The 22224-nt window shown below is 66.2% G+C and carries 17 protein-coding genes; 9 read left to right on the forward strand and 8 right to left on the reverse strand.

Going from position 1 to position 22224, the window contains the following annotated elements:
- Positions 1–357: 357 nt before the first annotated feature.
- Positions 358–1590, reverse strand: a complete 1233-nt coding sequence (locus tag QX135_RS29875; protein WP_315781338.1) for an ABC transporter substrate-binding protein — start codon at positions 1588–1590, stop codon at positions 358–360.
- 268 nt (positions 1591–1858) lie between these two features.
- On the opposite strand from QX135_RS29875, the gene QX135_RS29880 reads away from it, so the two are divergent.
- The 4 genes from QX135_RS29880 to QX135_RS29895 all read left to right on the forward strand — a co-directional run bounded on the left by QX135_RS29880 (position 1859) and on the right by QX135_RS29895 (position 5933).
- Positions 1859–2998 carry an acyl-CoA dehydrogenase family protein gene (locus QX135_RS29880; protein WP_315778217.1) on the forward strand — a complete coding sequence of 380 codons (1140 nt, stop codon included), beginning with the start codon at positions 1859–1861 and terminating at the stop codon, positions 2996–2998.
- A 138-nt stretch (positions 2999–3136) separates the two neighbouring features.
- On the forward strand, positions 3137–4306 hold the full coding sequence (locus tag QX135_RS29885) for an acyl-CoA dehydrogenase family protein (protein WP_316179025.1): 1170 nt from the start codon (positions 3137–3139) through the stop codon (positions 4304–4306).
- Positions 4306–4962 carry a glutathione S-transferase family protein gene (locus QX135_RS29890; RefSeq protein ID WP_316162338.1) on the forward strand — a complete coding sequence of 219 codons (657 nt, stop codon included), beginning with the start codon at positions 4306–4308 and terminating at the stop codon, positions 4960–4962. The genes QX135_RS29885 and QX135_RS29890 overlap by 1 nt, the downstream gene beginning before the upstream one ends.
- A 179-nt stretch (positions 4963–5141) precedes the next feature.
- On the forward strand, positions 5142–5933 hold the full coding sequence (locus QX135_RS29895) for a helix-turn-helix domain-containing protein (RefSeq protein WP_315798772.1): 792 nt from the start codon (positions 5142–5144) through the stop codon (positions 5931–5933).
- On the opposite strand, the gene QX135_RS29900 is transcribed toward QX135_RS29895, so the two are convergent.
- Positions 5903–8488, reverse strand: a complete 2586-nt coding sequence (locus QX135_RS29900; protein ID WP_316179028.1) for a cation-translocating P-type ATPase — start codon at positions 8486–8488, stop codon at positions 5903–5905. The genes QX135_RS29895 and QX135_RS29900 overlap by 31 nt on opposite strands.
- Positions 8489–8676: 188 nt before the next feature.
- Here QX135_RS29900 and QX135_RS29905 point away from each other — a divergent pair, with 188 nt between their 5' ends.
- The 4 genes from QX135_RS29905 to QX135_RS29920 all read left to right on the forward strand — a co-directional run bounded on the left by QX135_RS29905 (position 8677) and on the right by QX135_RS29920 (position 14948).
- A complete protein-coding gene (locus tag QX135_RS29905; RefSeq protein ID WP_316179030.1) occupies positions 8677–9543 on the forward strand; it encodes a 3-keto-5-aminohexanoate cleavage protein in 867 nt (288 codons plus the stop codon).
- A 118-nt stretch (positions 9544–9661) separates the two neighbouring features.
- On the forward strand, positions 9662–11260 hold the full coding sequence (locus QX135_RS29910) for an AMP-binding protein (protein ID WP_316179031.1): 1599 nt from the start codon (positions 9662–9664) through the stop codon (positions 11258–11260).
- 98 nt (positions 11261–11358) lie between these two features.
- Complete coding sequence (locus QX135_RS29915; protein WP_316179033.1) at positions 11359–12975, forward strand: acyl-CoA carboxylase subunit beta; 1617 nt, start codon at positions 11359–11361, stop codon at positions 12973–12975.
- A gap of 17 nt (positions 12976–12992) precedes the next feature.
- Positions 12993–14948, forward strand: coding sequence for an acetyl-CoA carboxylase biotin carboxylase subunit (locus QX135_RS29920; RefSeq protein ID WP_316179034.1), 1956 nt, complete (start codon positions 12993–12995; stop codon positions 14946–14948).
- 432 nt (positions 14949–15380) lie between these two features.
- Here QX135_RS29920 and QX135_RS29925 read toward each other — a convergent pair whose 3' ends face one another.
- The 5 genes from QX135_RS29925 to QX135_RS29945 all read right to left on the reverse strand — a co-directional run bounded on the left by QX135_RS29925 (position 15381) and on the right by QX135_RS29945 (position 20165).
- Complete coding sequence (locus QX135_RS29925) at positions 15381–15743, reverse strand: response regulator (protein WP_315740582.1); 363 nt, start codon at positions 15741–15743, stop codon at positions 15381–15383.
- Entirely contained in the window at positions 15730–17112 is a 1383-nt protein-coding gene (locus QX135_RS29930; RefSeq protein WP_315740581.1) for a PAS domain S-box protein, read from the reverse strand. Before QX135_RS29930 ends, QX135_RS29925 begins: the two co-directional genes overlap by 14 nt.
- 343 nt (positions 17113–17455) lie before the next feature.
- Positions 17456–17761 carry a cytochrome c gene (locus QX135_RS29935; RefSeq protein WP_315773747.1) on the reverse strand — a complete coding sequence of 102 codons (306 nt, stop codon included), beginning with the start codon at positions 17759–17761 and terminating at the stop codon, positions 17456–17458.
- A gap of 12 nt (positions 17762–17773) precedes the next feature.
- Complete coding sequence (locus QX135_RS29940) at positions 17774–18523, reverse strand: CBS domain-containing protein (RefSeq protein WP_315773745.1); 750 nt, start codon at positions 18521–18523, stop codon at positions 17774–17776.
- 91 nt (positions 18524–18614) lie between these two features.
- Positions 18615–20165 carry an AMP-binding protein gene (locus QX135_RS29945; protein ID WP_316179037.1) on the reverse strand — a complete coding sequence of 517 codons (1551 nt, stop codon included), beginning with the start codon at positions 20163–20165 and terminating at the stop codon, positions 18615–18617.
- Between the two features lie 296 nt (positions 20166–20461).
- On the opposite strand from QX135_RS29945, the gene QX135_RS29950 reads away from it, so the two are divergent.
- Entirely contained in the window at positions 20462–21649 is a 1188-nt protein-coding gene (locus tag QX135_RS29950; RefSeq protein WP_315759417.1) for an ABC transporter substrate-binding protein, read from the forward strand.
- Positions 21650–21809: 160 nt separating this feature from the next.
- On the opposite strand, the gene QX135_RS29955 is transcribed toward QX135_RS29950, so the two are convergent.
- Positions 21810–22202, reverse strand: a complete 393-nt coding sequence (locus QX135_RS29955; protein WP_316162326.1) for an MAPEG family protein — start codon at positions 22200–22202, stop codon at positions 21810–21812.
- Positions 22203–22224: the final 22 nt, after the last annotated feature.

Here is a 22224-nt window from a genome sequence, read left to right on the forward strand (position 1 = left end):
TGAAGAGCAGGCTCTTGCCGCGATGTCGGTCAGCTCCCCTCCCCCTTGCGGGGAGGGGGTGGGGGTCCAACGAGTCGTGCTCGATGTGATGAGGGAGGATCTCTGAGAGACGCGAGCACGGCTTCGCGGCAGGGGCGAGGGGGCTGAGGTCCAGAGCGCCTGATATATCGAGCGACGACGTCGATAGGCGCGGGGGCCTTCATGCGGGTCGGTGCGCGTGGACCCCCACCCCCAACCCCTCCCCGCAAGGGGGAGGGGAGCACACTGCCGTCGTTGCGAGAGCGAGGCCAATGCCAAGCCCGTGTGCTCAGACCAGCGAAACGGGTTGGCTGAAGCACACGGGACGATCTTGTCCGCCTATCCCCCGACGTCCGCGCTGATGATGTCGCCGAACAGGTCCCATTTGCCGCCCTTGAACTGCATCATCTTGAGCTGCTCGATCGGGGCGAAATCATTGGGGCCGGTATTGACCTTGATGCCGGGGATCAGGGTGTCGGGCGCAAAATCCTTCAGGCTGGCGGCCTGCTTCATGACGTTGTCGCGGGTGAGAGTGTCGCCGCACTGCTTCAGGGTCTGCACCATGGTCTGGGCCGCGGCATAGCCATAGGCGAGGTTGGCGTCGGAGATGTTGGCGCCCGGCATGTACTTGTCGATGAAGGCCATGAACTTCTTCATGCCCTCGTCGTCCTTCCACTGGGGGTCCGACGGATCCTTGAGATAGCCGGCGGACAGCACGCCTTCGGACGCATCGAGGCCGGCGGGCTTCATCACCGCGCCGATCGAGATCGAGACGTCGGTCATGACATGCATCGGCTTCCATTCCAGCTCGGCGATCTTCTTGATCGCCTGGGCTGCGAATTTCGGCGTGGAGATGTTGACGAACACGTCAGCGCCGGTTCCCTTCAGCTTGACGATATGGGAATCGATCGAGGGCTCGGTGGTCTCGTAGCTCTCCTCGGCGACGATCATGGTCTTGGCCTTGTCGCCGAGCACCTCCTTGATGCCGAGGACGTAGTCCTTGCCGAAATCGTCATTGGCATAAAAGATCGCGATCTTCGCGTTCGGCTTCTCCTTGAGGATGTACTTGGCGAAGATCCGCGCCTCGACGCGGTAGCTCGGCTGGAAGCCCATGGTCCAGGGGAATTCCTTCGGGTCGTTCCATTTGCTGGCGCCGGTGGCCAGGAACAGCTGCGGCACCTTCTTGGCGTTGTGATATTTCTGCACGGCGGTCTGGGTCGGCGTGCCCAGCGCATTGAACACCAGGAACACCTCGTCGCTCTCGATCAGCTTGCGCACCTGCTCGACCGTCTTCGGCGGGCTGTAGCCGTCGTCATAGGAAATGAAGTTGATCCGGCGGCCGTTGATGCCGCCCTGATCGTTGATCATCTTGAAATAGGCCTCCTCCGTCTTGCCGATGATGCCGTAGGCGGAGGCCGGGCCGCTATAGGCCTCGACGTTGCCGATCCTGATTTCGGTGTCGGTGGCGCCGGTGTCGTATTTCTTCTGCGCAAGCGCGCTCTGGCTCGCCAGTACGGAAAAGGCGGCCGCGGCCGCGAATGAGAGCAGAGTCCTGGTCGTCATCGGCAACATCCCTGGGCTTCCTCGATTGAATTTTCGTGATTGTCGTTTTTGCTCTTGGCCTGCGGCGATGGTGGCCATGGGAGGCCGCTCACCGCAATCGAGTGGGCAGATGTGTGCAATGCACTGTCTTGCGTCCAGGCGCTGGCCTTGGGAACCTGGCGGAGGCCGATCGGGCGCGCCGCAGGTGATTTTGCCGGCCAGCCACTCCACGCAAGTTGATCGGGCGTTTCCGGCGCATCTTCTCCCGCGCACGAAGCAGGATCCTCCCGGCGCCGCCATGACCAAGAGCCCGTTCTACACGGCCGAGCACGAGGCCTTCCGCGACGTCATCAGGCGCTTCGTCGACAAGGAGATCGCGCCGTTCGCGAGCACGTGGGACGAGGCCGGCGAATTTCCGCGCGCGCTGTATCTGAAGGCGGCGGAGATCGGCCTGCTTGGGCTCGGCTTCCCGGAGGAATTCGGCGGCGTGCCGGCCGACCAGTTCATGAAGATCGTGTCGTCGCAGGAATTGGCGCGTGCGGGTGCCGGCGGCATCAGCGCCAGCCTGATGAGCCATACGATCGGCGCGCCGCCGATCGCGCGCGCCGCGCGGCCGGAGGTGAGGGCGCGGGTGCTGCCGGACATACTATCGGGCTCGAAGATTTCGGCGCTCGCGATCACCGAGCCGAGCGGCGGCTCGGATGTCGCCAATCTCAGGACCAAGGCGGTCCGCGACGGCGATCACTACGTCGTCAGCGGCGAGAAGACGTTCATCACCTCCGGGATGCGCGCTGACTACATCACTGTCGCCGTGCGCACCGGCGGACCTGGGCCGGCGGGCGTCAGCCTGCTGCTGGTTCCCGGTGACACACCGGGGCTGACGCGCACCAAGCTCGACAAGATGGGCTGGTGGGCGTCGGACACCGCGACCCTGCATTTCGACGGCTGCCGCGTGCCCGTCGAGAACCTGATCGGCGAGGAGGGGCAGGGCTTCAAGCTGATCATGCACAATTTCAACAGCGAGCGGATGGGCATGGCGGCGAGCTGCACGGCCTACGCCCGTGTCTGCCTCGACGATGCGATTGCCTACGCCAAGGAGCGCCAGACCTTTGGCAAGCCGCTCGCGCAGCACCAGGTCATCCGCCACAAGCTGGTCGACATGGCGCAGCGCGTGGCGGCATCGCAGGCGATGCTGGAAATGCTGGCGTGGCGGCTCGAACAGGGCGACAATCCGGTCGCCGAGATCTGCATGATGAAGAACCAGGCGACGCAGACGATGGCCTACTGCGCTTCCGAAGCGGTGCAGATCTTCGGCGGCGCCGGCTTCATGCGCGGCATCCGGGTCGAGCGGATCTATCGCGAGGTGAAGGTCAACGCGATCGGCGGCGGCACCGAGGAGATCATGAAGGATCTGGCCAGCCGGCAGATGGGATTGTGACGCGCACTCTGTCCGCTCGTCATGCCCGGGCTTGACCCGGGCATCCACGCTGTACGCCATATAAGAACAACGACGTGGATGGCCGGGACAAGCCCGGCCATGACGTCAAGAAAAGAGACGACAGGAGCTCGACGAAGAATGCTCTTCACCGCCGACCACGACGAACCGCGCCGCATCCTGCAGAAATTCATCGCCGCCGAGATCAATCCCCATGTCGACGAATGGGAGGAGGCCGGCATCTTTCCGGCGCATGAGCTGTTCAAGAAGCTCGGTGACCTCGGCTTTCTCGGTCTCAACAAGCCGGTCGAGTTCGGCGGCCAGGGGCTGGACTATTCCTACGCGCTGATGATGGCGGAAGAGCTCGGCGCCATCAATTGTGGCGCCATCCCGATGGCGATCGGCGTGCAGACCGACATGGCGACGCCAGCGCTGGCGCGGTTCGGCTCCGACGAGGTGCGCAAGGAGTTCCTGGCGCCCGCGATCTCAGGCGACTACGTCGCCTGCATCGGCGTCTCCGAGCCCGGCGCGGGCTCCGATGTCGCCTCGATCAAGACCCAGGCGCGCGGCGATGGCGACGACTACGTCATCAATGGCGGCAAGATGTGGATCACCAACGGCACCCAGGCCGATTTCATCTGCCTGCTCGCCAACACCAGCGACGGACCTGTCCATCGCAACAAGTCGCTGATCTGCGTGCCGATGAAGAGCAAGGGCGTGCAGGTCGCGCGCAAGCTCGACAAGATGGGCATGCGCTCGTCGGACACGGCGCAGATCTTCTTCGACAACGTTCGCGTCCCCAAGCGCAACCGCATCGGCGAGGAGGGGCAGGGTTTTACTTATCAGATGATGCAGTTCCAGGAGGAGCGGCTGTGGGCCGGCGCGGCCTGCCTGAAGGCGCATGAAGCGATCATCAATGCGACCATCGAGTACACCCGCAACCGCAAGGCGTTCGGTCGCTCGATCCTCGACAACCAGGTCGTCCACTTCAAGCTCGCGGAAATGCAGACCGAGGTCGAGCTGCTGCGCGCGCTGACCTACCAGGCCGCGGAGGCGCTGATCGCCGGCGAGGACGTGACACGGCTCGCGACCATGGTGAAGCTCAAGACCGGCCGGTTGGGGCGCGAGCTCACCGACGCCTGCCTGCAATATTGGGGCGGCATGGGCTTCATGAACGAGACACCGGTCAGCCGCGCCTACCGGGATTCGCGCCTGAGCTCGATCGGCGGCGGCGCCGACGAGGTGATGCTGACGATCCTGTGCAAGATGATGGGGACCTTGCCAGGCAGCGGCAAAGCGGGGAGCGCCTGATGATCACGCTGTATCATTGCGACGGCGCCCGCTCGTTTCGCCCGTTGTGGATGCTGGAAGAGCTTCGACTTAACTACGAGTTGAAGATGCTGCCGTTCCCGCCGCGGGTGCTGGCGAAGGAGTATCTGGCGATCAATCCGCTCGGCACGATCCCGTTTCTGATCGACGGCGAGACGAAGATGACGGAGTCCTCGGGCATCTGCCATTACCTCGGCGTCAAGCACGGACCCACGCCGCTGATGGTCGGGCCTGAGGAAAAGGACTACGGCGCGTTCCTGAACTGGATGTATTTCTCCGACGCCACGCTGACGTTCCCGCAGACGCTGGTATTGCGATACACTCAGCTCGAGCCGGAGGAGCGGCGCTCGCCGCAGGTCGCCACCGATTATGCCAAGTGGTTCCTGGGACGGCTGCGCGCCGTGGAGGCAGCGACGGCGAATGCCGAGTTCTTGTGCGCGGGTCGTTTCACCGCGGCCGACATCGTGATCGGCTATGCATTGCGTCTCGCAGACACGCTTGGGCTCGCCAAGGATTTTGGGCCGAATGTGGCTGCCTATTGGGTGCGATTGCAGCAGCGCGAGGGCTATCAGCGGGCACGCGCCGCCGAGCAGCGTGCGGGCGTGGAGCAGGGCATCGAGCCGCGGGTCAGGCCGTAGCTTTGGGGACGTCATTCCGGGGCGATGCTTGAGCATCGAACCCGGAATCACGATCATCTCGAATCGGTGAATTAACCGCGACAAAAATCGGCAATCGTCGCCGATGACAGGGGCGCGAATTGCGCTATGGTTCTTCTCCAAAGAAGCGGCCGCCAGAGCCGCGCCTCAGGAGGAAGACCATGGATGTGACCCGCCGGGACTCCGGCCATCTCATGCTGATCACGCCCGAGCGCGTCTTCTACGCCGGGCTGCTCGGTCGTCCGCGCCAACGCTGCTCGGGCGCGTGCCATATCTACGTCGCGCTCACCGGCAGCCTGCGGCTGCTGGCCGAAGGAGCCGAAGAGCGCAGCGGCGAGCTGCTGGTCGTGCCGCCGAACCGGCCGCACACCATCGAGAGCGATTATCGCACCGTCATCGTCGTCACCATCGAGCCGGAGAGCGTGCCGATCGGCACGCTGGACCGCTTCGCCAGCCGCGTCGCCCGCGAGGCCGAGGCGTTCGCCTGCCGCATTCGCGCCGCCTATGAGGAGCTGGTGCAGCGGCCGCTGAGCGGCGACGTCACCAGCGCGATCTTCGACCGGCTCTGCTTCGGCGAGGTGCTGCCGCAGCGGACGCTCGATCCGCGCGTGGTCAAGGCGATCGGTCTGATCAGCCGCTTCTCCGGCGAGCCGGCCACGGCCGAGAGCTGCGCCGCCGCCGTGGGGCTGTCGACGTCGCGCTTCCTGCATCTGTTCAAGGAGGAGACCGACATCTCCTTCCGTTCGTTCCGGGCCTGGAAGCGCGCGCGGCATCTGCTCAACTACGCCAACCAGGACCTCAACCTCGCGCATCTCGCGCAGGACATCGGCTATCCCGACTCGACGCATTTCAGCCATTCGATCCGCCGCTTCTACGGGCTGAAGCCGCGCGCGATCTTCTCCGGCTCGCGCGATCTCGCGATTTACCGCGCCGGCGAGGCGGCCTTGACCTGATCTTTCCTGGCTGCGTGCCGCGCGAGCGCGGCGCGTAGTGGGAACTTCGACAGTTCGAGCATGATCAGCGTGGTCAGCGCGGCTGCCGCGGTCAGCGCGAGATCGTCGACATGCAGCGGTCCGAACCGGAACAGCGCCGCGGCGGCGGGCAGCGTCAGGCTGGTCGCGAGCACGGCGACGACGAAGCCGATCACCAGCAGCAGCATGCGGTTCGGCCGCAGCAGCGCCTCGCGCAGCGAGCTCGAGAACGAGCGGTTGACGAAGATCAGGCTCACGATCACCGACACCAGGGTGAAGAACACCAGCGCGCGGAGCTCGTCGTCCGGCATGCCGTTGCGGTGTGCCAGCAGCAGGACGCCGCCCGTGGTGAGCATCGCCAGGATGCCCTGCAGCGCCCCCCACAGCACCAGCGGCCGCGGCAGCAATGGCTCCTGCGGATCGCGCGGCGGCCGCCGCATGATGTCGCTCTCCTCGGTCTCGGCCTCGAACACCAGCGAACAGACGGGATCGATGATCATCTCGAGAAAGGCGATGTGCACGGGCCCGAGCAGCAGCGGCAGACCGGTGACGAGCGGCAGCAGCGCCAGCCCGGCGATCGGAAAGTGCACGGCAAGGATGAAGCTCATCGCCTTGCGCAGATTGTCGTAGATGCGCCGTCCCAGCCGGATCGCCTTGACGATCGAGCCGAAATCATCGTCGAGCAGCACGATCGCCGAGGCCTCGCGCGCGACGTCGGTGCCGCGGCCGCCCATCGCGATGCCGATATGCGCCGCCTTGAGCGACGGCGCATCGTTGACGCCGTCGCCGGTCATCGCGACGATCTCGCCGTCGGCCTTGAGCGCGGTGACGATGCGCAGCTTCTGCTCCGGCATGATGCGGGCGAACGCCGTCGGCACGCGCGCCGCAAGCGCCAGGGCGTCGTCGTCGAGATCGGCAAGCTCGGGGCCCGCGATGACGCGCTCGGGATCGATCCCGGCCTGCCGCGCAATGGCGGTGGCCGTCGCGGGATAGTCGCCGGTGATCATGATGACGCGGACGCCGGCGGAGCGGCACTCGGCGACGGCATCCTTCACCTCCGGACGCAGCGGGTCGGCGAAGCCGACGAGACCGCGGAACGAGAACGCGAAGTCCTGCTGTATGTCGGGGAGCGCCTCGCCGCTCCAGCTCGCCTGGGCGACGCCGAGCACGCGCAGGCCCTCGGCGGCGAGCGTCTCGACGCGCGCCTGCAGCGCCGCCAGCTCGCCGCCGTCGACGCCGCAGAGCGATGCGATCGCTTCCGGCGCACCCTTGGCCGCCACGACGCCGGCGCCGTCGCGCGACCAGACGTTGGTCATCGCCAGCAGGTCGGGGCGCAAGCCGTAGCGTCGCTGCAACGTGGCGCCTGCGGTGGCGTCGGCGCCGAGCGCGTGCAGCGCCTTCTCCATCGGATCATGCGACTGCGGGTCGCAGGCCAGCACGGCGGTGGCGACGAGATCGCGGAAGGGCGGCGCGACGGCATCCGGCGTCGCCGTCGCAGGCTGCAGCACGCTGCCGTCCGGCAGCACCAGCCGGGCCACCATCATGCGGTTCTGCGTCAGGGTGCCGGTCTTGTCGGTGCACAGCACGGTGGCGGCGCCGAGCGATTCGATCGCCGAAGCGCGCCGCGTCAGCACGCGCGCCTGCGAGATGCGCCAGGCGCCCATCGCCAGGAACACCGTCAGCACCACCGGGAATTCCTCGGGGAGCATCGACATGCCCAGCGCGATGCCGGCGAGGATTCCCTCCAGCCAGCCGCCGCGATACACCGCATAGAGCACGACCGTGATCGCAACCACGACGCCGCCGGCGATGGCGAACGCCAGCACCAGCCGTCGCGTCTGCTGCCGCAGCCGCGGCGTCTCGGTCTCCAGGGCGGTCACCGACTGGCCGATCCTGCCGATCGCCGTGTGCGGCCCGGTCGCCGTCACCTCGGCAATGCCGCCGCCGCGGACGACGAGACTGCTGGAGAACACGAATGGCTGGTCGTCGCCGCCGGCCGCCGCGGCGGGCTTGTCGATCGGCTCGGCCGGGGCCGGGCGCTTGCGCACCGGCACGGATTCGCCTGTCAGCAGCGATTCATCCGTCAGCAGATCGTCGCACTCCCGCAGCACCGCATCGGCCGCGACGCGATCGCCCTCGGCGAGCACGATGAGGTCGCCGCGCACCACCTCGCGGCCGGCGATGCGGATGCGCTCGCCGTCGCGGATCACCAGGGCGCGCGGGCTGGAGAGGTCGCGCAGCGATTCCAGCACGCGCTCGGTCCGCGCCTCCTGCACGATGGTGATGAAGACGGAGGCCGAGGCGAACACGCCGAGCAGCATCGCTTCCGCCGCGTCGCCCAGCGCGAGATAGATGCCCCCGCCGGCGAGCAGCAGAAGCAGCATCGGCTCCTTCAGCACGTCGGCGACGAGGCGCAGGATCGAGCGTTTGCCGGTCTGCGGCAGCTCGTTGAATCCCTCCGCCGTCAGACGCCGTGCCGCCTCGGCCGCGCTCAGGCCGTTCGGAAATGTCGGCGCCGGTTGTGTGTCGATCGGCATTGCACGCCCCGTGACGAGAAACATGGGAACCAGTTAGCGCCGATCCCGTCCGGGCGCTTGATGCAGAGCAATAGCGGGTTGCGCGGCCTCCAACCAGCGAGTCAACGCAAGCAGATCAGGCGGAGACACCGTCATATACGGGCCGGATCAGCACAGCGCCGCTTGCGCGAAGCCATCGAACGAGTGCCATGAGCGACAAAGCCGTCATCACCTGCGCGCTGAACGGCGTGCTCACCGATCCCAGGCAGCATCATGTGCCGGTCACGCCCGAGGAGATGGCGCGCGAGGCGCGGCGCGCCTATGACGCCGGTGCTGCGATCATGCACATCCATCTGCGCCAGCAGGCGCCGGGCAAGGGGCATCTGCCGTCCTGGGACGTCGGCGTCTCCCGCGAGATCCAGCAGGCGATCCGCGAGGCCTGTCCCGGCGTGATCATCAATCACACCTCGGGCGTGTCGGGACCGAACTATCAAGGTGCGCTCGACTGCATCCGGCAGACCCGGCCGGAGATCGCGGCCTGCAATGCCGGCTCGCTGAACTATCTCAAGGTCAAGGCCGACAACAACTGGGCCTGGCCGCCGATGATGTTCGACAACTCGGTCGAGAAGATCCAGGACTATCTCGCCGCGATGAAGGACGCGCACACGATCCCGGAATTCGAATGCTTCGACGTCGGCATCGTGCGCTGTGTCGCGATGTATCGCCAGACCGGCATGTATGGCGGTCCGCTGGAGTACAATTTCGTGATGGGCGTTGCCTCCGGCATGCCGGCTGATCCCGAGCTGCTGCCGATCCTGCTCAAGCTGAAGCTGCCGGAAGCGCACTGGCAGGTCACGGCGATCGGCCGCGCCGAGATCTGGCCGCTGCACCAGCGCTGCGCCGAACTCGGCGGCCATCTCCGCACCGGGCTGGAGGACACGTTCTATCTCGGCGACGGCACCAAGGTGACCTCGAACGGCCAACTGATCGAGGCCATCGCGGCGTGCGCGCGGCGCGCGGGCCGCGAGATCGCAAGTCCCGCCGAGGCCCGGCAGATGTTTGGCACGGTGAATTGACGCAGCATACGCCGTCATTGCGAGCGCAGCGACGCAATCCAGAGTTCTGCACGACGCCCTGGATTGCTTCGTCGCCTTCGGCTCCTCGCAATGACGTGGATGGGGAGGGAACAGACCAATGACCAATCTCGATGCCACCGGCGGCGTGTCCGGTCCCGGCCGCATCGGCCGGGTCGCGATCGGCGATCTCCTGAAGCGCGCGGCGCGCCGCTTTCCCGAGCGGGTGGCGATCACCGATGGCGCCCGTCAGGTGACGTTCACCGAGCTGGAGCGCGATGCCAACCGGTTTGCGAACTATCTCGTCGCCAAGGGGCTGAAGCCGGGCGAAAAGATCTCGACCGTCTGCAACAACTCGATCGAGTTCGTCAAAGCGCTGTTCGGCATCCATCGCGCGGGTCTCGTCTGGGTGCCGATCAATACGATGCTCGGGCCCGCCGACATGGATTACATCCTCGGCCATGCCGAGGTTCGCTTCGCGCTCATCGATGACAATCTGTTTGCTCAGGCGGACCGCCGCGCCGCGCTGGAAAAGCGGGGCGTCGAGCTGATCGCCGTCGATCTCACCGGGACGGCGAAGGCCGCGGGGCTCGCCGGCTTCAACGACCTCATCCAGGGGCATTCGGACGTCGAGCCCGAGATCGAGATCAACGATCGCGATCTTGCGATGATCATCTACACCTCGGGCACGACGTCGCGGCCGAAGGGCGCGATGCACTGCCATCTCGCCGTGGTGATGGCCGTGATGAGCAACTGCATCGAGATGCAGCTCTCGCGCGACGACGGCATCACCGGACAATTTCCGCTGTTCCACTGCGCCGGCCATGTGCTGCTGCTCAGCTATCTCTCGGTCGGCGGCCGCATGGCGCTGATGCGCGGCTTCGATCCGGTCGCCTGCATGGAGGCGATCGTGCGCGACCGCCTCACCGTGTTCGTCGGCCTGCCGCTGATGTACCAGGCGATCCTGGATCATCCGCGCCGCAAGGAGTTCGACCTCTCCCACTTGCGGACTTGCCTCTACACGATGGCGCCGATGGGCCGGCCGCTGCTGGAGCGCGCCATCAGGGAGCTGTGCCCGAACTTCGTGCTGACCAGCGGCCAGACCGAGATGTATCCGGCGACGACGATGTCGCGTCCCGAGGTGCAGCTCAATCGTTTCGGCAATTACTGGGGCGAGTCGCTGTTCGTCAACGAGACCGCGATCATGGACGATGCCGGCAACCTGCTGCCGCCCGGCGAGATCGGCGAGCTGGTGCATCGCGGGCCCAACGTGATGCTGGGCTACTACAAGGATCCGAAATCGACCGAGGACGCCCGCAAGTTCGGCTGGCACCACACCGGCGATCTCGCGGTCATCGACAAGGGCGAGGTGCTGTTCCTCGATCGCAAGAAGGACATGATCAAGTCCGGCGGCGAGAACGTCGCCTCGGTCAAGATCGAGGAGACCCTGCTGGCGCATCCGGCGGTGCAGAATGCCGCCGTCGTCGGCCTGCCGCATCCGCAATGGGGCGAGGCGGTCTCGGCCTTCGTCAAGCTCAAGCCCGGCGCGCAGGCCAGTGAGACCGAGCTGCTCGAGCACTGCCGCAAGTCGCTTGGCGGCTTCCAGGTGCCGAAGCTGGTGCGGGTGCTCGAGGAGATGCCGATGACCGCCACCGGCAAGCTGCGCAAGGTCGAGCTGCGGCAGGCCTATGGCGATCATTTCGTGGCGAACAGCGCGTGAGGGTTGATCCTCGAGATTCCGGGTTCGCTCCCGCGCAGCAAGATGGCCCGTCCATCTTGCTGCGCATTCGCGCCCCGGAATGACGAAAGCATGAACTGATGGCCACCATCGACAACACCATCTCTCCCTCCGGCGCCGCCTTCCAGGCCAATCGTGACGGCATGCTCGGCCTGATCGCGCGGATGCGCGATCTCGAGGCGCGCACGCGCAACGCCTCTGCGGCGGCAAAGGAGCGCTTCCATCAGCGCGGCCAGTTGTTGCCGCGCGAGCGCGTCGCCTTGGTGCTCGATCCCGGCGCGCCGTTCCTGGAGCTGTCGACGCTTGCCGGCTACATGTTCGATACGCCGGACCCGGCCAAGAGCGTGCCGGGCGGCGGCGTCGTCGCCGGCATCGGCTTCGTGTCCGGCGTGCGCTGCATGGTCTCGGCGAATGACGCGGGCATCGATGCCGGAGCGCTGCAGCCCTACGGGCTCGACAAGACCCTGCGCGTGCAGGAGCTGGCGCTGGAGAACAAGCTGCCCTACGTGCAACTGGTCGAGAGCGCCGGCGCCAATTTGCTGCGCTACCGCGTCGAGGACTTCGTCCGCGGCGGCAACATCTTCCGCAACCTGGCGCGGCTGTCGGCGGCGGGCCTTGCCGTCGTCACCGTGACGCATGGGTCGTCGACCGCGGGTGGCGCCTATCAGACCGGATTGTCCGACTACATCGTGATGGTCCGCGGCCGCACCCGCGCCTTCCTCGCCGGCCCGCCGCTGCTGAAGGCCGCGACCGGCGAGATCGCCACCGAGGAGGAGCTCGGCGGCGCCGAGATGCACACCTCGATCTCCGGCCTCGGCGACTATCTCGCCGAGGACGACCGCGATGCCCTGCGTATCGCGCGCGAGATCATGGGCAAGCTGAACTGGGATCGGCCATCGCACGAGTCGTCACCAGTGAAGCCGCCGCGCTACGACCAGGAGGAGCTGCTCGGCATCATGCCGCTCGACCACAAGCGCCCCGTCGACATGCGCCAGGTCATCGCGCGGATCGTCGACGACAGCGACTTCGTCGAAATGGCACCAAACTACGGGCCTGCGACGGTGTGCGGCCATGCCCGCATCGAGGGCCAGGCGATCGGCATCGTCACCAACAACGGCCCGCTCGATCCGGCCGGCGCCAACAAGGCGACGCACTTCATCCAGTCCTGCTGCCAGACCCGAACGCCGATTCTCTATCTCAACAACACCACCGGCTACATGGTCGGCCGCGCCTATGAGGAGGCCGGCATGATCAAGCACGGCTCCAAGATGATCCAGGCGGTGACCTCGGCCAGCGTGCCGCAGATCACGATCTATTGCGGGGCCTCGTTCGGGGCGGGCAATTACGGCATGTGCGGCCGTGGATTCCACCCGCGCTTCTGCTTCTCCTGGCCCAACGCCAAGACCGCCGTGATGGGTGGCGAGCAGGCGGCGGAGACGATGGCGATCGTGACCGAAGCGGCGGCGGCGCGCCGCGGCAAGCCGGTGGAGCGCGAGAAGCTCGATGCCATGAAGGCGCAGATCATCGGCGTGTTCGACAGCCAGATGGACGTGTTTGCGACTTCGGCGCGCGTGCTCGACGACGGCGTGATCGATCCGCGCGACACCCGCGCGGTGCTGTCGGAGGTGCTGGCGATCTGCCGCGAGGCGGAGGCGCGGCAGCCGCAGCGCATGCAGTTCTCGGTGTCCAGGCCATGAGCGGAGAGATGCCGGGAATGCAACGCAGGCCGTTCCACAAGGTGCTGATCGCCAACCGCGGTGAGATCGGCTTGCGGATCATGCGCACCGCGCGCCGGCTGGGCCACGGCGTGGTCGCGGTCTATTCGGACGCCGATTCCGATGCGCCGCATGTGCGGCTCGCCGATCTGGCCGTCCGCATCGGCGCGCCGCCGCCCGCACAGTCCTATCTCAACATCGCAGCGATCATCGCCGCCGCAAAGGCGACTGGCGCGGATGCCGTGCATCCCGGTTATGGCTTTCTCGCCGAGAACGAGGATTTTGCGCAAGCGTGCAAGGAGGCCGGTCTGGTGTTCATCGGGCCATCGCCCGAGGCGATCAAGGCGATGGGCAACAAGGCCGGCGCCAAGGTGATCATGAGTTGCGCCGGCGTGCCCTGCGTTCCCGGCTATCAGGGCGAGGACCAGGGCGACGACGCGATGCTGCGCGAGGCGCGCCGCATTGGTTTCCCGGTAATGATCAAGGCCGTCGCCGGTGGTGGCGGCCGCGGCATGCGGCTTGTGACGGATGCGGACGCCTTTCCCGACCTGCTGCGCAGCGCCCGCTCGGAAGCGGCGACGGCGTTCGGCGACGGCACCGTCATCCTCGAGAAGGCGATCGCCAATCCGCGCCACATCGAGATCCAGGTATTCGGCGATAGCCACGGCAATGCCGTCCATCTCGGCGAGCGTGACTGCTCGGTGCAGCGCCGGCACCAGAAGCTGATCGAGGAGGCGCCGTCGCCCGCGGTCGGGCAGGAGCTGCGCGCGCGCATGGGCGCCGTGGCGGTGCAGGCGGTGAAGGCGCTCGGCTATGAGGGGGCAGGCACGCTGGAATTCCTGCTCGATGCCGACGGCCAGTTCTACTTCATGGAGATGAACACGCGGCTGCAGGTCGAGCATCCCGTGACGGAGGCCCTGACGGGACTCGATCTCGTCGAGTGGCAATTGCGTGTCGCCGCCGGCGAGCCTCTGCCGTTGCGCCAGGACCAGATCAGCTTCTCGGGTCATGCGATCGAGGTGCGGCTATGCTCCGAGGATGCCGCGCACGACTTCATGCCGCAATCGGGGCGGATGGCGCTGTGGCAGATGCCGGGGATGATCCGGGTCGAGCATGCGCTGGAGTCCGGCGCGGAGATCCCGCCCCACTACGATTCGATGATCGCCAAGCTGATCAGCCATGCTGCGACTCGTGAGGAGGCGCGCGCAAGGCTGATCGCCGGATTGGAGCAGGCCGTTGCTTTGGGCGTCCCGACCAACCGGGCCTTCCTGATTTCATGCCTGCGGCATCCGGCCTTCGCCGCGAGCAAGGCAACCACCGCATTCATCGCAGCGCATCGTGACGAGTTGCGTGCGCCAGCCGTCGATGCGGCAGACCTCGCGCTGGTCGCGCTGCTGCTCTCCGTCAGCCATCCGCTCGCACATCCCGTCCGCCGCGGCCGCTCGCTCGCGGCCGCCTTCGCGACGCCGCTCCGGTTCGAGATTGCCGGCGAGGTGGCCGAGTGCGAGCTGCTGCGCGAGCGTGACGGAAGCTATCGCGTGACGCGTGGCGATGCAGAGCATCGCTTCGAGATCGTGTCGCTCACGGATGACACGATCCGCGTTCGTCACGCCGAGATCGTCGAGAGCGCGCGCTTCGTCCGTGACGACGATCGGCTGTTCGTCCAGCATCGCGGTCAGACGCTGGCAGTGCGCGATCTGACGTTGGCGAGGCCGCAATCCTCGGCCGCCACCGGAGGTGATGGCAAGGTCCGTGCGGCCCTGAACGGTCGCGTGGTCGCGGTGCTGGTGAAACCGGGCGACAGCGTGGTTGTGGGACAGCCGGTGGTGACGCTCGAGGCGATGAAGATGGAGCACGTTCATACTGCCGGCATCGCCGGAACGGTGACCGCGATCGAGGTCGCCGAGGGCGACCAGGTGACGACGGGTCGGATCGTGGTGGAGATTGCGGGCTGATCGTCGCGCAACTGGGCGTGAGTTAGCTCGAGGCATGCTGCACCTCCCTCCCGCTTGCGGGGCGGGGGTCCGCGCGCGCTGAACTCTGTTGTATGCGACTTCGATATTCTCACGGAGTCGTCGCTTCGCGACATGCAGCGTCCCGCCGCTGCATTCTGCAACACTCAAAGGAGGCGGTTCGCCGGTTGCGCAGATCATCGTCGACATCGTCCACGGTGGGAGCGCAGATCACGTGGAGCGCGACTCGTGGACCCCCACCCGCGACCCCTCCTCGCAAGGGGGAGGGGAGTACATCGCTGTCGAGGCGAGGGGGCAATTCTGCCATCAAAGGCGTGAAATCAACTGCGCTGTTTCAAGGGCGGGGTACCGACCCCTAATCCTTCAAACGGCAACAATGCCGATCGTGGCTCTGTTGCGCGGCCGACGCGCGCCTCACGGATGCAATTGCCGCCTCAGCGCCGCGACCAGCCGCGACGTCTGGAACGGCTTCGACAGCAGCGGTGCCGTGGCGAATTCTTCCGGGCATTGATCGACGGAATAGCCGGTGACGGCGACGAAGGGCACGCCGGCCGCGGCCAAAGCGCGCGCGATCGGCGCCGATGTTTCCCGCCCGAGATTGACGTCGAGCACGGCAAGATCGCAGTGATTCCGCTCGAGCAGATGGAGGGCTTTGTGCACGGTCGGCGCCACGCCGACCACCGTGAATCCGGCGGCTTCGAGCTCGACCGCGAGGTCGAAGCCGATCAGGGGATCGTCCTCGACGATCAGGAGGTGAGTCTTCTCACTGGCGCGCATGATGATGGTCGCGGCTGAGGCGTTGCAGGGGGCACCTCAGGTGCCAGCGCAGTCCGGCCGGCAGGAACTGGACCTCGACCGATCCATCCAGGCCAGCGCGCACCAGGTCGGAAATCACCCGGCTGCCGAAGCCGGTGTGCTCGGGCGGCGCCACCTCAGGTCCGCCGCTTTCGACCCAGGTCATGTCGAAGCTGTCGTCGATGCGCGTCCAGCGGACCGCGATCCGTCCGTCGTGGTTCGACAGCGCACCATATTTGGCGGCGTTGGTGGCGAGCTCGTGGACCGCCATGCCGATCGACTGCGCGGCCTCTGGCGTCAGCTCGATCGGCGGTCCGTCGATCGCGATGCGGTCGCCGATCAAGTCGCTGAACGCCCCGAGCTGCGAGCGGACCAGGCCGCCGAGTGGAATGAAACGCCAATCGTTCTGAATCAGGAGATCCTGATTGCTCGCGATCGCCTGCAGGCGCTCCAGAAAGCGGTTGAGGTCGAGCTGGCGGCCGTGACGGGTCATCTGCCGGGCGATCGCCTGCACCAGCGACAGCAGGTTCTTGCTGCGGTGGTTCACCTCGGCCAGCAAGGTGCGCAACTGCTCCCTTGTCTGGCGCTTGTCGGTGATGTCACGCACGATCTTGGAGGCGCCGATGATCCGGCCGCTCGAATCCCGGACCGGCGAGACCGTGACCGACACGTCGATGAGCGCACCATCCTTGCGCAGGCGGATGGTCTCGAAATTGTCGATGATCGCGCCGGATAGGACGGTGGCGAGGATCCGGTCCTCCTCGGCCTGGCGCTCCTGCGGGATGATCGTGCGGATCGAGCGGTTGATCATCTCGCCTTCCGAGAAGCCGAAGATGCGTTCGGCGCTCTTGTTCCAGCTGGTGATCGTGCCGTCCAGCGTCTTGCTGACGACGCCGTCCGAGGACGAGGCGACGATGGCCGCGAGCATTGCCGCCGCACGCTCGGCCTTCTTCGACAGCGTGACGTCGCGGATGATTCCGGAGATGCCGACGATCACGCCGGTGCTGCTGCGGATCGGTGACAACGTGATGGAGACCTCGATCGGGCGTCCCTGCTTGGTCAGCCGGACGGTCTCGAAGCTCTCGACCGCTTCGCCCGCGTTGACCCTGGCGCGCAAGGCGTTCGCTTCTTCCGCCAGCTCGGGCGGAACGATCTCGGAGACGGATCTGCCGATCATTTCAGCCGCGGTGAACCCCAGCATCCGCTCGCTGGCCGCGTTCCAACTGCGGATGACGCCGTCGGCGGTGGTGCTGACAATGGCGTCGGCCGAGGACTCCACGATCGCCGCCAGATAGGCCGTGTCGTCGTCGGTCGCGCGTGGGGCGGGGGAGGCGCCGGGCATTCCGTGCACGTCGCAGGCTCCTTGCTAACAGGTCGGTAGAGAAGACGCCGTGCACCAGATTACCAACTTGTTTGTGTGCAAATGCAAGGGCTATCTCGATCGCTGCTTGTTGTTGGTCTTCCCGGCAACGAGGACAGGGCGATTTGCCGTCAGCAGACCCGTTTGGGGCCATGCGACGTGCTCCAGCTCACGACGGCGAACACACAGAACGCAGGCTTGAGCGTTTCGTTCCGGAGGATCTTGCTAAATTGCCGGCGAGGTGCCGTATCATCGGGCGCCAGGGCCCACTCTTGCGTCCGGACGCCGCCGACCATGGGGCGGCGGCGCAATCCAAAGGCGAATTTGTCCGCAACTACTTCCTAAGGCTGAGGATATAGCCTGCCAGGTCGGTCGCATCGTTCGCACTGAGCGGATTGTTGGCCATCGTCGCGTGGGGAAGCAGGAGGAACTTGACCAGCATGTCCTTCGTCACGCCGTCCCTGGCCGCGATGGCGACAAACGGCCGGGCGCGGCGGAACTTGGTCGGCTCGGTGGCCACCGCATGGCAGGCGGCGCACCAGCGCTCGGCGAGCCGGCGGCCGTGGTCGAGATCCTCGGCGGCCGCCGAGGCGGAGAGCAGGACCAGCAGCAGCAGTGATGGTACGGAGGCACGTCGCACGCCCGGCTCTCCTCACAGCGGTTGGTCGTCGTCGGTCGACGGCTGGTCCTGCAGCGAGACGATGTCACCGCCGCCGAACTCGTCCTCCGGCGGCGGATAGACCCACATGTGGTCGCGCACGTTCCTGACGCCCGGGACGCTCTTGGCCGCCACGATCGCCGTGGCCCGCTCCTTCTCGTTGCGAACCGCGCCCGTGAGATGCGCGATGCCGTTGCGGACGACGACGTTGAAGCGGCAATGCTTGCAGGCGGCCTGGTCGAGCGAATCGAGAATGGCGCCGCGGATCCCGTCATCGTCGGGGGTGGGGCCCGGAACGGCAGTGGCGAGGTCGGCCACGGTTTGCAGGAAATCCGTGTGTGTCACCACGCCGGCCAGCCGGTCGCCACTCATCACAGGGAGACGCTTGATGTTGCGCTTCTCCATGATCTCGGCGATCTCCGCCAAGCTGGCATCGGCGCTGACCGTGACCGGAGGCTGGCTCATGATGTCGCCGACCGTACGGCCGTGGGAATGGACGAAGTCGGCTCCGATGCGGCCGCGGCCGACCAGGAGGTCGAGCCAGCGGCCTTGCCTGCGTTCGGTGCCGAGCTCGGCGCGGCGCAGGAAATCACCGTCCGTGACCATGCCGACGAGCGTTCCGGACGCGTCGACCACCGGCAGCCCGCCGATGTGGTTGCGCAGCATGATCCGCGCCGCCTCGGCCACCGGGGTTCCGGGCGTCACCGCGATCACGGATCTGGTCATGATTTGATGAGCGCGCATGTCGTCGTCTCGTGCTGCGATCGCAATCGGCGGAGAATAGCTGCGCGGCATCGCGCGCGCTTGACCAGGATCAATCCGAGGTCGTGCCGCCCTACACGATCCTAGAAGTCTTGTTGCCCCAATAGCGGTCGCGCAGCAGGCGCTTGTAGAGCTTGCCGGTCGGCAGCCGCGGCAGCTCCTTCTCGAAATCGATCGAGCGCGGCACCTTCTGTCGCGACAGCGATTGCCGGCAGAACGCGATCAGCTCCTCTTCCAGCTCAGGCCCCGGCATGATGCCCGACATCGGCTGGACCACCGCCTTCACCTCCTCGCCGAGATCGGGATTGGGCACGCCGAACACGGCGGCATCGGCGACCTTCGGATGCGTGATCAGCAGGTTCTCGCATTCCTGCGGATAGATGTTCACGCCGCCGGAGATGATCATGAAGGTGGCGCGATCGGTGAGATAGAGATAGCCGTCGGCATCGACATAGCCGACGTCGCCGACCGTGCTCATCGTGCCGTCGGCCGAGCGTGCCTCCTTGGTGCGCTCGGGGTCGTTGAAATACTCGAACGGCGATCCGGTCTTGAACCACACCGTGCCGGCCGTTCCGGTCGGGCACGGCTGCATGTTCTCATCGAGGATGTGCAGGTCGCCGAACAGCACCTTGCCGACGGTGCCGCGATGCGCGAGCCATTCCGCGCTGTCGCAGGCGGTGAAGCCGAGGCCTTCGGTGGCGCCGTAATATTCGTGGATGATCGGCCCCCACCATTTGATCATGTCCGCCTTGACCTGCGCCGGGCACGGCGCGGCGGCATGGATCGCGACTTCGAGCGAGGAGAGGTCATAGCGCGTGCGGATCTGTTCCGGCAGTTTCAGCATGCGCGAGAACATCGTCGGTACCAATTGCGTATGCGTGATGCCCCATTGCTCGACCAGTTGCAGGTAGCGCTCGGGGTCGAACGTCTCCATGATGATGGCGGTGCCGCCGACGCGGATGGTGAGGTTGACCGCGGCCTGCGGCGCGGAGTGATAGAGCGGCGCCGGCGACAGATAGATCATGCCCTCGCGATAGCGCCACAGCTTCTCCAGGAAATCGAAGATCGGCAGCTGCTGCACCGGCGGCTGCTCGGGCAGCGGCCGCAGGATGCCCTTCGGCCGGCCCGTGGTGCCGGAGGAATACAGCATCGCGGTGCCGACGCATTCGTCGGCAATCGGCGTCGCCGGCAGGCCGGCGGTGGCCTCCGCGAGGCCGACGATCCGCTCGCTCTCGCCTGCGCCATCGGCGACGACGCAGAGCTCGATGTCGGGCGCCTCCTTCAGCGCCTCGCGCGCGACCTCGAGCTTGGCGAGGGAGGTGATCAGAAGCCGCGACCGGCTGTTGTTGAGGATGTAGGCCAACTCGCCGGGCGTGAGGTAGGAGTTCACGCAGGTGAAATACAGCCCGGAGCGCTCGCCTGCGCCGCACGCTTCCAGATAGCGGCTGTTGTTCTCCATGAAAATCGAATAGTGGTCGAGCCGCTTCAGGCCGCGCTGGCGGAACAGATGCGCCAGCCGGTTGCTGCGCGCCTCCAGCTCGCGATAGGTCACGGCCTCGCCGGTCGAGGCCATGATGAAGGCGGGCTGCAATGGGCGCAGCCGGGCGTGCTTGCCGGTGTACATGTGTCCTCCCTTCCGACGCCGGCCGGAGGTACGGTGGTGGAGGGCCATAGGGCAAACGTCACGCCGACGATGTTCTCGTCGCGCCCTCGGGCCGTTTCCTTCCGCGCGTACCATCCTTACGGGACGGCATGTCGTTGTTTGCGGCCAATCTAGCGGACAGGTTCCGGGCTCTCAACAGGCCTCTCAGCCCTTTGGCTGAGGAGGGAAGGGATGGGCGCGGCCGGGATTCTGGCATAACATGGTCAGGCATTCCAACGAATGACGTCTCAAAGCCAAGAAACTCCGGGAGAGATCATATGAAATCGGGCTTGCTGGCTGTTGCTGCCGTCGGTGCGCTGCTCGTGGCGGCGCCGGCGTCGGCACAGGTCAAGATCGGCATCCTCAACGACCAGTCCGGCGTCTACGCGGACTATGGCGGCAAGTACTCCGTCGAGGCCGCCAGGATGGCGATCGAGGATTTCGGCGGCGAGGTGCTGGGGCAGAAGGTCGAGCTGGTCACCGCCGACCACCAGAACAAGCCGGACCTCGCTTCGTCGATCGCGCGGCGCTGGTACGATACCGAGGGGGTCGACATGATCACGGAGCTGACGACCTCGTCGGTCGCGCTCGCCATCCAGGATCTGTCGAAGGAAAAGAAGAAGATCGACATCGTCGTCGGTGCCGCGACCTCGCGCATATCAGGCGATGCCTGCACGCCCTACGGCTTCCACTGGGCCTATGATACCCGCGCGCTCGCGGTCGGCACCGGCGGGGCGCTGGTCGAGTCCGGCGGCGATACCTGGTTCTTCATGACCGCCGACTACGCCTTCGGCTATGCGCTGGAGAAGGACACCAGCGACATCGTGACGTCGAAGGGCGGCAAGGTGCTGGGCTCGGTGCGCATCCCGCTCAACTCGTCGGACTTCTCGTCCTTCCTGCTGCAGGCGCAGAGCTCGAAGGCGAAGATCATCGGGCTCGCCAATGCCGGTCTCGACACCACCAACTCGATCAAGCAGGCGGCCGAGTTCGGCATCGTCAAGGGCGGCCAGAAGCTCGCCGGCCTGCTGATGACCTTGTCGGAGGTGCATGGCCTCGGGCTGGAGGCGGCGCAGGGCCTGATCCTCACCGAAGGCTTCTACTGGGATCGCGACGACAAGTCCCGCGCCTTCAGCGAGCGCTTCATGAAGCGCACCGGCCGGATGCCGAGCATGATCCACGCCGGCACCTATTCCGCGACATTGTCCTATCTGAAGGCCGTCAAGGCCGCCGGAACCAAGGACTCCGATGCGGTCGCGGCCAAGCTGAAGGAGCTGCCGGTCGACGACGCCTTCGCGCAAGGCAAGGTGCTCGCCAACGGCCGCATGGTCCACGACATGTACCTGTTCGAGGTCAAGAAGCCGTCGGAATCGAAGAAGCCGTGGGACTACTACAAGCAGCTCGCCACGGTGCCCGGCGACAAGGCGTTCTTCACCGCCAAGGAGAGCGGCTGTCCGCTGACGAAGTGATCGCGCGCCAGAACATTGGTGCCGCCCCGGCGAAAGCCGGGGCCCATACTGCGTGATCTCTGAACGGGGCAGGGCTGCACGTCGACCCGCCGCGCAACAAACATCCGTCGGTGGCTATGGGTCCCTGCGTTCGCAGGGACGACAGCGGGGGACTGGGCGGTCAGCCGTGCAGCATGCGCCAGAGGACGGCGATGAGCGAACCGACCAGCAGGACCGAGCCTGCCAGGGCCTGCACGCCAAAACCGGGGCCGCGCTTCTCGGCGGCCCTTGCGTAGGACACCATGTACATCCCGCGCCCGGCGATCCAGACCAGGCCGATCAGTGCGGCGATGACATCGCTGACATAGATCGCGAACAGCCACAGTGCCGGCAGGAAGATCGGCAGCCATTCCAGCGTATTCATCTGCACGCGGAAGGTGCGCTCGAAATCGGCATTGCCGGTGGTCGCGGGCGCCTTCACGCCGAACCTGGCGCGCGCCTGCGCGACGCGGACGGCCATGTAGAAATACAGCATGAGCGCGAGCACGGTGACGAGTGCGGTGAAGTGATACATGCGCGGTTCCCCCTGATGACGG

It is taken from the genome of Bradyrhizobium sp. SZCCHNR1098 (assembly GCF_032489375.1).
Classification (GTDB): Bacteria; Pseudomonadota; Alphaproteobacteria; order Rhizobiales; family Xanthobacteraceae; genus Bradyrhizobium.